The organism is Kitasatospora sp. NPDC088742 (assembly GCF_055584905.1).
In genome coordinates this window covers 35,002-46,787 of sequence record NZ_JBVJLD010000021.1, presented here as the reverse complement: position 1 = coordinate 46,787, position 11,786 = coordinate 35,002, and the positions used below count along the sequence as shown (strand labels likewise).

Annotated in this window: 12 protein-coding genes and 1 riboswitch; of the genes, 1 reads left to right on the top strand and 11 read right to left on the bottom strand. The window is 72.3% G+C overall.

What is annotated here, in order from left to right; all coding sequences use genetic code 11:
* Positions 1-121: 121 nt before the first annotated feature.
* The 4 genes from ACZ6ZR_RS18300 to ACZ6ZR_RS18285 form a co-directional block, all read right to left on the bottom strand.
* Positions 122-1,069 (bottom strand): hypothetical protein, encoded by a 948-nt coding sequence (locus ACZ6ZR_RS18300; protein ID WP_465643473.1) that lies wholly within the window; start codon positions 1,067-1,069, stop codon positions 122-124.
* Entirely contained in the window at positions 1,066-1,410 is a 345-nt protein-coding gene (locus tag ACZ6ZR_RS18295; RefSeq protein WP_465643471.1) for a PadR family transcriptional regulator, read from the bottom strand. Before ACZ6ZR_RS18295 ends, ACZ6ZR_RS18300 begins: the two co-directional genes overlap by 4 nt.
* Positions 1,411-1,621: 211 nt before the next feature.
* Complete coding sequence (locus ACZ6ZR_RS18290) at positions 1,622-4,306, bottom strand: FtsX-like permease family protein (protein WP_465643469.1); 2,685 nt, start codon at positions 4,304-4,306, stop codon at positions 1,622-1,624.
* A complete protein-coding gene (locus ACZ6ZR_RS18285) occupies positions 4,303-5,034 on the bottom strand; it encodes an ABC transporter ATP-binding protein (protein WP_465643467.1) in 732 nt (243 codons plus the stop codon). Before ACZ6ZR_RS18285 ends, ACZ6ZR_RS18290 begins: the two co-directional genes overlap by 4 nt.
* Positions 5,035-5,175: 141 nt before the next feature.
* Between ACZ6ZR_RS18285 and ACZ6ZR_RS18280 the strand changes: the two genes are divergently transcribed.
* Positions 5,176-5,805 (top strand): HD domain-containing protein, encoded by a 630-nt coding sequence (locus tag ACZ6ZR_RS18280; protein ID WP_465643599.1) that lies wholly within the window; start codon positions 5,176-5,178, stop codon positions 5,803-5,805.
* On the opposite strand, the gene ACZ6ZR_RS18275 is transcribed toward ACZ6ZR_RS18280, so the two are convergent.
* The 7 genes from ACZ6ZR_RS18275 to thrC all read right to left on the bottom strand — a co-directional run bounded on the left by ACZ6ZR_RS18275 (position 5,786) and on the right by thrC (position 11,465).
* Positions 5,786-6,055, bottom strand: a complete 270-nt coding sequence (locus tag ACZ6ZR_RS18275; RefSeq protein ID WP_465643465.1) for a DUF4031 domain-containing protein — start codon at positions 6,053-6,055, stop codon at positions 5,786-5,788. The two genes, ACZ6ZR_RS18280 and ACZ6ZR_RS18275, sit on opposite strands and share 20 nt — an antisense overlap.
* Positions 6,052-6,408 (bottom strand): hypothetical protein, encoded by a 357-nt coding sequence (locus ACZ6ZR_RS18270; protein WP_465643463.1) that lies wholly within the window; start codon positions 6,406-6,408, stop codon positions 6,052-6,054. Before ACZ6ZR_RS18270 ends, ACZ6ZR_RS18275 begins: the two co-directional genes overlap by 4 nt.
* 14 nt (positions 6,409-6,422) lie before the next feature.
* Positions 6,423-7,082, bottom strand: coding sequence for a Uma2 family endonuclease (locus tag ACZ6ZR_RS18265; RefSeq protein WP_465643461.1), 660 nt, complete (start codon positions 7,080-7,082; stop codon positions 6,423-6,425).
* Between the two features lie 114 nt (positions 7,083-7,196).
* Positions 7,197-8,819, bottom strand: coding sequence for a chaperonin GroEL (groL, locus tag ACZ6ZR_RS18260; protein WP_465643459.1), 1,623 nt, complete (start codon positions 8,817-8,819; stop codon positions 7,197-7,199).
* A gap of 327 nt (positions 8,820-9,146) precedes the next feature.
* Positions 9,147-9,353, bottom strand: coding sequence for a cold-shock protein (locus ACZ6ZR_RS18255; protein ID WP_184915598.1), 207 nt, complete (start codon positions 9,351-9,353; stop codon positions 9,147-9,149).
* Positions 9,354-9,873: 520 nt separating this feature from the next.
* On the bottom strand, positions 9,874-10,152 hold the full coding sequence (locus ACZ6ZR_RS18250; protein WP_465643457.1) for a ubiquitin-like small modifier protein 1: 279 nt from the start codon (positions 10,150-10,152) through the stop codon (positions 9,874-9,876).
* 32 nt (positions 10,153-10,184) lie between these two features.
* The gene (gene thrC, locus ACZ6ZR_RS18245; RefSeq protein WP_465643455.1) at positions 10,185-11,465 is read right to left on the bottom strand and encodes a threonine synthase; all 1,281 of its coding nucleotides are present in this window, start codon (positions 11,463-11,465) and stop codon (positions 10,185-10,187) included.
* A gap of 17 nt (positions 11,466-11,482) precedes the next feature.
* A riboswitch (SAM riboswitch) is annotated at positions 11,483-11,620 on the bottom strand.
* Positions 11,621-11,786 lie beyond the last annotated feature (166 nt).

The following is an 11,786-nucleotide window of genomic DNA, read 5'->3' as shown; positions in this document are numbered from 1 at the left end:
CCGGAGGCCCACGGGCGAGCCCTCTGCACGGGAAACGGAAGGGCCCGCCGGGCGGCGGACCTGGACTCCCAGTGTCACGCCGCCCGGCGGGCCCGCACCCCGCGTCCGCCCGGACGCCGGGTCAGATCACCGGAGCCTGCTCCCGCCGTCCGGCCGCGAGCAGCCGCGCCGCCAACAGCAGGGTGGCGGCGACCGCCATCGCGGCGGGGGCCAGCCGCCACATGCCGCCCGCCTGCTCCCAGAGCGAGAACAGGCTGAACGCGGCGGTCAGCGGCAGCACCGCCAGGCCGAGCGCGGCGGGCAGCAGCCGGCCCTTGGCGGCGAACAGCATCAGCAGCAGCGGCACCACGAGCAGCGCCGCCGGCCACCAACCGTCCATCAGGTTCCAGCTGCTGTAGCCCCCCTGGGCCCGGGTGACGGCGAACCCGGCGGCGGCACCGGCCAGCACCAGCAGCCGGTCCGCCCGGCCGCGCGGCTCCAGCAGCTCGGCCGGCGCGGCGGCCAGCAGGGCGCCGCCCAGCAGGTACGGCGCCACCGCGGTGCCGAAGTAGAGGAACAGCCAGCCGTTCCACTCGTACGGGTGCTGCACCGTGACGGCGATCTCCACCAGCCGCGCCACCGCGAGCACCGCGAGCCCGGCACCCAGCGCCCGGGCCGCCCGCCAGGCACCGGTGGCGGCGGCCAGCGCCAGCAGCACCGGCACGACGACCAGGCCCAGCAGGGCGAAGTTCCCGGCCAGTTCGCCCCAGGGAGCACCCAGACCGGCCTGCGCCGCGCGCTCGACCTGGTACGTCCGCGCGTCCTCCAGCCCCGGCACGACGCTGAGACCCACCAGCGCACCGGCCAGCAGCGGCGCCCCGACGGCCAGCAGCCGGCCACCGAGCGCGGTGGCCGTCAGCCCGGTGCGCATCCGCAGCCCGTACGCGGCCAGGTCGAACGCCTCCCGGGCGGTCGCCATCCGGCCCGCCCCGGCGGTGACGTCCGCGAACACCTCGGCGATCTCGTCCCCCCGGTCCCGGCGGTAGCGGGCGGGGTAGAGCGCGAGGGCGGTGCGCAGGGCGACGCTCATGCGGTCGCCCCCTTCGGCGCGGCGATCCCTCCGAGACGGCGCTGCGCCTCGGCCGCGACGCTCCGCAGCCGCTCGGCCTCGGCCGCCAGTACGCCCCGGCCACCGTCGGTGAGCGCGTACGTCCGCCGGGCCCGGCCGTCGACCACCTCCTCGGCGGAGACCTCGATCAGGCCCTGCTGGAGCAGGCGGTCGAGGGCGCCGTAGAGGGTGCCGGTGCGCATCTTCACCCGGCCCCCGGAGATGGCGTCGATCTCCTGCACCAGCGCATAGCCGTGCCGGGGGGCGTCGGCGAGGGCGGTCAGCAGCAACAGCGTCGGCTCCTGCATGGCACGTTCGGTCATACACCTACATATATCGCCGAACTGCCTATCTGCGCCACCCCGCAGGCAGGCAGCGCCCCGCAGCTAGTGCCGTAGGGGCGCGAGGAACTGCGCGAGTCGGAAGGCGGCTCACCTGCAACTGAGGCTCCGTCAGCCAGTTGCACGTGCTGCCGTTCCCCCGCGCGCAGTTCCTCGCGCCCCTGGGTCGCTGCCCTGCCGCAATGCCAGTCGGTCAAGCGTCCCGGCGGAGAGCTCCGAGGAGACCCGCCAGCAGCGGCAGCGCCAAGGCCAGTACCGCGATGCTCGTCCACGGCACGTCGGCGGGGTTCAGCACCGTCGGGGCGCCCATGACGCCGGCGATCCGGGAGCGGAGCAGCGCGTAGGCCGGCACGAAGCCGCTGACCGTGCCGAGCAGCGCGCCGAGCAGGACGATCAGTCCGGCCTGGAGCCCGGCGATGGTGCGCCGGGTCCCGGGGCGGGCCCCGATCGCCGAGAGCACCGCACGCTCGCGGCGTGCGTCGGCGGCGGCCAGCGCGGTGGAGACCAGGGCCGCGCCGAGCACCACCAGGGCCGCGAAGCCGGCGATCGCCACCTGCATCACGCTGTCCTTGGCCCGGTAGCCGCGCTCGACCGTGAAGTCGGAGTGCGGGGCCAGCCGGGCAACGGTGGCCGCGGCCCGCTGTTCGTCGCGCTCGGCGACCGGGGCCGAGGGCAGCCAGATCGCACCTGCGGGCACCACGGCGAGGCCCAGCTGACGGACCGTCTTCTCCCCGATCACCAGCGGCGCGTACCGCTGCGCGGCCGGCCGTTCGACCAGCACGGCCTCCACCGGGACGGACTTCGGCTGCCCGCCGTTGCCCTGCATCTGCAGCACGGCCTTGCCGTCGTGCAGGAACGCCGGGTCGGTGACCACGGCCTTGCCCGCGGCCAACGCGGCCTCGGCGGCCGGGTCGTGCAGCGCCAGCAGGTTGCGCAGCACGGCGGCGTCGCCGACCACCGCGTCCCCGGTGTCCGCCTGGCCGTAGCGCTGGCCGCCCTCGGCCTTCACCACGGAGTGGCAGCCCTGGCAGAACTCCCAGTCCGCCTGGTAGAGGTCGGCGCGCTCGCCGAGCTCGGGCAGGTCCTGGGGAAGCGCGGCGCGCAGCTGCGGCATGGCGCCCGGGTCGCCGTAGAGGGTGACCCGGACCGCGTTGGCCGGCTGCGCCATCCGGTAGCCGGCCCGGTCCTGGGCCTCGGCCCCGGCGGTGTGCACGCCGACCGCCACGGCGCCGGCCACCGCGGCGAGCACCGCCGCGACGGCGGGCGCGGTCCGGGAGCGGTGCCGGGAGGCGTCGCGCAGGGCGAGCCGGGGGCCGACCGGGAACCGGCCGGCCATCCTGCCGAGCCCGGCCAGCAGCAGCGGGGTGAAGAGCAGCAGGCCCAGCTCGGCCAGCACGCCGCCGCCGAGCACCGACAGGGTCCGGACCGACAGCCCGGCCAGCACCGGCATGCCGCCCGGGTCACCGAGCACCGCCCCGCCGACGGCCAGCGCGGCACCGGCCGCGCTGACGGCCAGACCGGCCAGCGGCACCCAGCGGGCCGCGGGCCGCACCTGGTCACGGTCGGTCAGCCCGGCCAGCACCTCGCGGCGGCCGGCCTGGAGGGCGGGCAGCAGGGCGGCGGCCAGTGCGGTGGCGACGCCGACCAGCAGGATCACCAGCAGGTCCAGCGGACGGAACGTCAGGGTGCCGAAGCGGCTGCCGCCCCAGGCCTCGATCTGCGGGCGCAACGCGGAGACCAGGAGGATGCCGAGCACCCCGCCGGTGGCGGCGCCGACCGCGCCGAGCACCAGCCCGCCGCCGAGCACCACGGTCCTGACGTGGCCGGGGCGGCCGCCGGCCGCGCCCAGCAGGGCGAGTTGGCGGCGGGCCCGGCGGGCGCCGACCGCGAAGGCCGGCCCGGCCAGCAGGGCGACCTCCAGCAGTGCCATCGCGGCGGTGACGGCGACGGTCATCACCCGGCGCTCGCGCTCGTCCTGCGCGCCGACCGCCTCCTGCCGGGCCAGCGCCTCGGCGGGCGGGTGAGCCGCGACCTGACGGCTCGCCATGGTGTAGCCGTGGCGGTTGAGTTCGGCGACCTTCTCCCAGCCGAGGGTGGTGCCGGCGGGCAGCGTGACCAGCCAGGCGGCCTTCCGGGCGGCGTCCTTCTCGGCGGCCTCGGTCTTCGGGGCGGCACCGGAGGCGGCCAGCGCCGCGTCCAGTGACTTGTACAACTCGCCCGGGCGGGCGATGAGTTCGTTCTTGTTCAGGTCGCCGGGGTGCTCCACCGTGCCGGTCAGCCTGAACGGGGTGGCCTCCAGGCCGCGCACCGTCACGGTGTCGCCGACCCGCTTGCCGGTGGCCGCCAGGAAGCCCGGGGTGGCGGCGGCCTCGTGGGCGGCGGCGGGTGCCCGGCCGGAGACCAGGTCCAGCCGGCCCTGCCAGAGCCGCCCGGTGAGGTCGGCCTCGAAGGTCTCGACCGAGGCCATCCCGTCCTTGCTGGAGACCACCGCGACCGGGCCGGTCCTGGCCGGCGTGAGCACACTGCCCTTGGGCAGCAACTCACCCAGCAGCTCTACCGGTTCGGCCGCCACGGCGCGCTTCTGCTCCGGGGTGAGCGGGGCGTCCTGACGCTGCGGCAGCACCCGGACGCCGTCCGCCGGGAACACCGCCTGCTCGACGGCGTGCCCCGGGTCGTACGCGCCGACCAGCGCGTCGGCCCGGCCCATCAGCCGGTCCGAGCGCTCGACGGCGGTCAGCTGGGTGGAGCGGTGCACCACGTCGACGCCGGTGGCACCGAGCACCGGCAGTGCGATCATCGCCGCCACCAGCGCGCTGCGGCCCTTGGCCTTCAGGGCGTCCCGGCGGGCCATCCGCAGCAGCGGACGCCAGGCGCTCATCGGGCCGCCCCCGCCTGCGCCACGGCCCGGCGGTTGACGGTCTCGTCGACGATCCGGCCGTCGCGCAGCGAGACGATCCGGTCCGCCCAGGCGGCGTGCGAGGGGTCGTGGGTCACCATCACCGCCGCCGCGCCCGCGTCGCAGCGGGCCCGCAGCAGCGCCAGCACGGCGTCGCCGGTCGCGGTGTCCAGCGCGCCGGTCGGCTCGTCGGCCAGCACCAGGCGGCGCTCGCCGGCCAGCGCGCGGCCGATCGCCACCCGCTGCTGCTGGCCGCCCGACATCTCCTCCGGGAAGCGGTCGGCGAGGTCGGCCAGGCCGAACTCCTCCAGCGCGACCAGCGCCTCGGCGCGGGCGGTACGGGCCGGGATGCCGTCCAACTCCCTCGGCAGCGCGATGTTCTCGGCCGCGGTCAGGGACGGGATCAGGTTGTACGACTGGAACACGTAGCCCACCGAGCGGCGGCGCACGTCGGCCAGCCCGGCCCGGCTCAGCCCCTCCAGCGGCCTGCCCTCCACCAGCACCCGGCCGGCGGACGGCCGGTCCAGGCCGCCGGCCAGTGCGAGCAGCGTGGACTTCCCGGAGCCGGACGGCCCCATCACGGCCAGGAACTCACCGGCCCGCACCTCCAGGTCGACCGGGTGCAGGGCGTGCACCTCGGCCGCGCCCTTGCCGTGCACGCGGCCGACGCCCTCCAACCGCAGCACGGCCTGCGTGTGTGATCCGGACATGGCTCCCCCTCGGGACGACGGAACGTCTTGCATACCGAGTATGTATAGCCGTCGCGCGCCGACTACTCAAGTCTGCGACATAAGTCGGTCAACGGCATATAGTCTGGATCACAGGAAGCGGGAAGGAGCAGAATGACCGTCATGACCGCCTCGCTGTCCGACCGCTGGCACGACCTGCTCACCCGCTGCGGCGCCACCGCCGACCCCGGCCCGTACGCCGAGGACCTGCTCGGCCGCTGGGCCGAGCCGCAGCGGCGCTACCACACCACCGCCCACCTGGCGGCGGTGCTGGACGTGATCGACGACCTGGCCGCCCAGGCCGAGGACGCCGACGCCGTCCGGCTGGCCGCCTGGTTCCACGACGCGGTGTACCGGCCGGACCGCTCCGAGAACGAGGAGCGGTCCGCCGCACTGGCCGTCCGGGCGCTCCACGAGGCGGGCCTGGCACCGGAGTTGGCCGAGGAGGTGGCCCGGCTGGTCCGCCTGACGGTCGGTCACCACCCCGCCGCGGGCGACCGCAACGGCGAGGTGCTCTGTGACGCCGACCTGGCCGTGCTCGGCGGCACGCCCGAGCAGTACGCGGCCTACGCGGCCGCCGTCCGGGAGGAGTACGCCTTCGTCCCGGAGGACGCCTTCCGGGCCGGCCGGGCGGCGATCCTGCGCCAACTCCTCGACCTGCCCGCGCTCTACCGCACCGAGGCTGCGCGGGAGCGCTACGACGAAGCCGCCCGGCGCAACCTCGCGGGAGAACTCATGCTGCTGGGCGGCTGACCTTCCGCCGGCGCAGGCCCGCCGCACTGAGCCGGGCGACCAGCTCCTTGCTGCCGACCGGCTCCGCGCCGAGCGCCACCGCCTTCTCGTACCAGTGCGCGGGGATGTCGTAGTGGTCCCGCTCGAAGCCCTTCGCGGGCACGCCCAGGCGTTCCGCGAAGGCGTGCAGCTCCGCGTACGAGACGTCGCTCACCAGGTGCGACCAGTACTTCCCGTGCCCCGGCCAGGTCGGCAGGTCGATCAGGATCACGTCAGCGACCCCAGCGGGGCCACCGCCACGCCCTCCTTGCCGCACACCCAGTGCGGCTCCGGCCCCAACTCCGGCTCCACGCCCAGCGCGTGCGGATCCCCCTCGGCGGCACAGGACCGGCACACCGGCCACCGCCCGTACCCCTCCAGCAGCCCGTCCTGCACGTCCTGGGCCACCAGCCCCGCCAGGTACTCCACCCCGTCCGGCCACTGCTCCACCCACCACCGCCGCTTGGTGAGCACCTCCTCCACCAGCGACACCACCTGCGGATCGGCCACGTCACGCGCCGTCAGATCGGCCAGGATCAACGCCCGCGCGGCATGCAGCGCACCTTCGATGCCATCAGAACTCATCCCCCCATTGTCGCTCAGCCCGGCAGCGGGAAGCCCTCGGTGGCAAGCTCCACGTCAAACGGCGCGGGCAACGCGACCGGCTTCCCGAACGGGGTGCGGACGCTCACCTGGTAGGCGCCGTTGAGCGGCTTGGAGAAGAGGGTGGCCGTCGGCTCGTGCTCGTCGAATCGGTCGATCAGCAGGTAGAGCGGCACGGGTGCGTGGGCGTGGGCCCAGAGCTTCTTCGTCCGGTCGTGCCGGGCGTTCCCGGAGGAGGTGATCTCCACCGCCATCAGGATGCCGGCGGCGTCCACCGGATCGGCGTCCGGAGCCCGCGATGCCGTCAACGCCGCCTTGTCCACCACGACCAGGTCGGGTGCACAGACCTTCTGCAGCCGGGCGATCTGCGTGCCGAGGGTCTGGTACACCCCCACGTCGGCGGTGAGGCATCGCAGGAGCGCGGCGTGCACCTCTCCCGCGATGAAGTTGTGCCCCTTGCCAGGTGGTGGCGCCAAGAGGATCCGTCCCCCTTCTACTTCGGCCCGCCAGCCCTCAGGGACGTCCAGCTCGCGCCAGGTCCGCAGCAGGTACTCCCACTGCGTGCCCTGCTCGGCCACCGTCGCAGTCATCGGCGAACTCCCCTCTCGCTGTTCGCCGTCGAAGTAGTCCTCGTCACCACCGTCGAGACCGCTCATGGGGTCGGCGTCGCACGAATGAGTGACCTGGGCGAGAACGCCGCGAGGCGGCCTCCCCCGGTGGGGAGACCGCCTCGTGGTCGTGGAACTGACCGATCCTCAGGAAGCCGAGGATCAGAAGTCCATGTCACCGCCCGGCATGCCGCCGCCGGCGGCCGCGGAGGCCTTCTCCGGCTTGTCGGCGATGACGGCCTCGGTGGTGAGGAAGAGCGCCGCGATGGAGGCGGCGTTCTGGAGGGCGGAGCGGGTGACCTTGGCCGGGTCGATGATGCCGGCGGCGATCAGGTCGACGTACTCGTTGGTCGCGGCGTTGAGGCCCCAACCGGACTCGAGGTTGCGGACCTTCTCCACGACGACGCCACCCTCGAGGCCGGCGTTGGTGGCGATCTGCTTGATCGGGGCCTCGAGCGCGACGCGCACGATGTTGGCACCGGTGGCCTCGTCGCCGGTCAGCTCCAGCTTGTCGAACGCGACCGCGGCCTGCAGCAGCGCGACGCCACCACCGGCGACGATGCCCTCCTCGACGGCGGCCTTCGCGTTGCGGACGGCGTCCTCGATGCGGTGCTTGCGCTCCTTGAGCTCGACCTCGGTCGCGGCACCGGCCTTGATGACGGCGACGCCACCGGCGAGCTTGGCCAGGCGCTCCTGGAGCTTCTCGCGGTCGTAGTCCGAGTCGGAGTTCTCGATCTCGGCGCGGATCTGGTTGACCCGGCCGGCGACCTGGTCGCTGTCGCCGCCACCGTCGACGATGGTGGTCTCGTCCTTGGTGATGACCACCTTGCGGGCGGTGCCCAGCAGGTCGAGACCGGCGTTCTCCAGCTTGAGGCCGACCTCCTCGGAGATGACCGTGCCACCGGTGAGGATGGCGATGTCGCCGAGCATGGCCTTGCGGCGGTCACCGAAGCCCGGGGCCTTGACGGCGACGGACTTGAAGGTGCCACGGATCTTGTTCACGACCAGGGTCGACAGGGCCTCGCCCTCGACGTCCTCGGCGATGATGACGAGCGGCTTGCCGCTCTGCATGACCTTCTCCAGCAGCGGGAGCAGGTCCTTGACCGAGCCGATCTTGGAGTTGGCGATCAGGATGTACGGGTCCTCGAAGGAGGACTCCATCCGCTCCAGGTCGGTGGCGAAGTAGGCCGAGATGTAGCCCTTGTCGAAGCGCATGCCCTCGGTGAGCTCGAGCTCCAGACCGAAGGTGTTGCTCTCCTCGACGGTGATGACGCCTTCCTTGCCGACCTTGTCCATCGCCTCGGCGATGAGCTCGCCGATCTGGGTGTCGGCGGCGGAGATGGAGGCGGTGGAGGCGATCTGCTCCTTGGTCTCCACGTCCTTGGCCTGCGCCAGCAGCTGGTCGGAGACGGCCTGGACGGCCTTCTCGATGCCGCGCTTCAGGGCCATCGGGTTGGCGCCGGCGGCGACGTTGCGCAGACCCTCGCGGACGAGCGCCTGGGCGAGCACGGTGGCGGTGGTGGTGCCGTCACCCGCGACGTCGTCGGTCTTCTTGGCGACCTCCTTGACGAGCTCCGCGCCGATCTTCTCGTACGGGTCCTCGAGCTCGATCTCCTTGGCGATGGAGACACCGTCGTTGGTGATCGTGGGGGCGCCCCACTTCTTCTCAAGGACGACGTTGCGGCCCTTGGGGCCCAGCGTCACCTTGACGGCGTCGGCAAGCTGGTTCATGCCGCGCTCGAGTCCGCGGCGAGCTTCCTCGTCAAAAGCGATGATCTTGGCCATCGGAAGTGGTCCTCCAGGACACGTCGACTGCGCCGGACCGGAGGGCGCCCGCGACGGACGGCCCTGGTGTGCGGGGGTCTTGTCCCCTACCGCTCCCGGGGGCCTCACCGACCCGGTCCGTTGTCACTCTCATGCTGTGAGTGCTAACGCCAATGATTAGCACTCTCGGGTATCGAGTGCAAGCCCAATCGTGATACGCGCGCCCGCGCCGGGGTCGCCCCCGGACACGACGGCAGGCCCGTACGACGTGGTGTCGTACGGGCCTGCCGGTGAAGCGTTGGAGACTGCCAGCCCGTGACCGAGCCGAGGCCCCGCAGGTGCGGAAGGTCAGACCGCCGGCGTACGGACCATGTCCGCCTGCGGGCCCTTCTGCCCCTGGGAGATCTCGAACTCGACCCGCTGGCCCTCCTCGAGGGTGCGGTAGCCGTCCATCTGGATCGCGCTGTAGTGGACGAACACGTCCGCACCACCGTCGACCGCGATGAAGCCGTAGCCCTTCTCCGCGTTGAACCACTTGACGGTGCCCTGAGCCATTCCGAACTCCCCTTGTGCTGTGCTGGCCCTTCGCGGGTCCACAGGATGCGGACCCAGGTCTGTACCGGCACACGCCCGAGGGAACCCCCCCTGGACGTAGCCGCGGTCAACGCTCGAACGCGCCGACCGCCGCTGAATGTATCCGGACAGACGCCCTCTGCAACAGGGTCAACTTCGCCGAATTCGCCATGTGACGAACGGGATGTGACGGGAGGAATGCCTCAACGAGCGGCAATTCGCTCCGGGCATAGCGGACCTATCGGGATGGAACTCCGTCAGATTTCTGACGCTGGCCTGACAGTTACCGTCTCAGCGCGAACGTCCCACGTCTCAACGGACGGACGGCCCCTGCGTGCACGACTCAGCAGTACCGCCGGGCGGGATTCGAAACATCCGATCCGAATCCGCACTCTACCCCCTGACACCTGACGGAATTTCACCGCGACATGCGGCGGGCCGCCACCGAATACCGGAATCATTCGTTCCGGTCGCGGTGGCGGCCCGTCGGCGCACTGCCGTTTCAGCAGCCCCCGGCCACGGCCGGAATGATCGAGATGTTGGCGCCGTCCTTGATCTCGGTCTCCAGGCCCTCGTCGAAGCGCACGTCGTCGTCGTTCACGTAGACGTTCACGAAACGGCGCAGCTTGCCGGCGTCGTCCAGCACCCGGGCGGCGATGCCGGGGTGGTTGGCGTCCAGGTCGGCCACCACGGCGGCCAGGGTGGCGCCCTCGGCGGTCACCTCGGCGGCACCGCCGGTGTAGGTGCGCAGGATGGTCGGGATGCGGACGGTGGCGCTCATGGGGGTACTCCTAAACAGGTGCTGAGGGGTGATCAGACGGAGTCGAGACCGGCCGCGCGGAAGGACTCCAGCGTCGGGCGGATGGTGGCGGTCAGACCGGCGTCGGCGACGGCGTCCAGGGTCTTCAGGCCGTCACCGGTGTTGATCGCCACGGTCTCCTTGGCCGGGTCGAGCTGCCCGGTCTCCACCAGCTTCTTCAGCACGCCGATGGTCACGCCGCCCGCGGTCTCGGCGAAGATGCCCTCGGTGCGGGCCAGCAGCTTGATGGCCTCGACCACCTCGGCGTCGGTGACGTCCTCCACCGCTCCGCCGGTGCGGCGGGCGATGTCCAGCACGTACGGGCCGTCGGCCGGGTTGCCGATCGCCAGCGACTTGGCGATGGTGTCGGGCTTGACCGGCTTGATCACGTCACGGCCGGCCTTGAAGGCGGCGGAGACCGGGGAGCAGCCCTCGGCCTGGGCGCCGAAGATCTTGTAGGGCTTGTCCTCGACCAGGCCGAGCTTGATCAGCTCCTGCAGACCCTTGTCGATCTTGGTGAGCTGAGAGCCCGAGGCGATCGGGATGACGATCTGCTCCGGCAGGCGCCAGCCGAGCTGCTCGCAGATCTCATACGCCAGGGTCTTCGAGCCCTCGCCGTAGTACGGGCGGAGGTTGACGTTGACGAAGCCCCAGCCCTCGCCGGCCGGGTCACCGATCAGCTCGGAGCAGAAGCGGTTCACGTCGTCGTAGTTGCCCTCGATGCCGACCAGCTCGCCGCCGTAGACACCGGCCATCACGACCTTGCCCTGCTCCAGGTCGTGCGGGATGAACACGCAGGACTTGAAGCCGGCCCGGGCGGCCGCCGCGCCCACCGCGCCGGCCAGGTTGCCGGTGGAGGAGCAGGAGAGGGTGGTGAAGTTGAAGGCGCGCGCGGCCTCGATGGCGCAGGCCACCACGCGGTCCTTGAAGGAGTGGGTCGGGTTGCCCGAGTCGTCCTTGACGTGCAGCTGGGCGGTGAAGCCGAGCTCGCGGCCGAGGTTGTCGGCCTTCACCAGCGGGGTCCAGCCCGGGTTGAGGTTGGGCTTGGAGGCCACGTCGGCGGGGACGGGCAGCAGGGGGGCGTAGCGCCAGATGGAGGCCGGGCCGGACTCGATCTTCTTGCGCAGCTCCTCGGCCTCGTGCGAGCCGAAGTCGTAGGCGATCTCCAGCGGGCCGAAGCACTCGAGGCAGGCGAAGCTGGGGCCGAGCGGGAACTTGGTACCGCACTCGCGACAGGACAGCTGGTCGGCGGGCCCGAGGTCGACGGTGGGTGCGGCGGAAACAGCGGTAGCCATGGTGGCGGAGGCCTCTCTCCTCATCTTCCCCGTGACGCGGGCGCGCCACAGGACGGAATTGGCACCTGTCCCGCCGTGGCCGCAGATGGGCCTGACCGTGCGAGAAGGTTGCCGGGACGTCAACGGGCCGTTCCCTCAGTCCCTCTGGATGAGCTCTGTGAAGTTGTGGTCCTGCGCTCCGGCCGACCCCGACGTGCGAAGGTCTGACCGCAGTACGAAGACTGTATCCGAAGGCGCCGGAGCGGGAACCGGCCGTCCGAGGTACGAGATGCGAAACGCGAGGAGACGAGACAGTGCCCGACCAGCCTCAGACCGACCGGC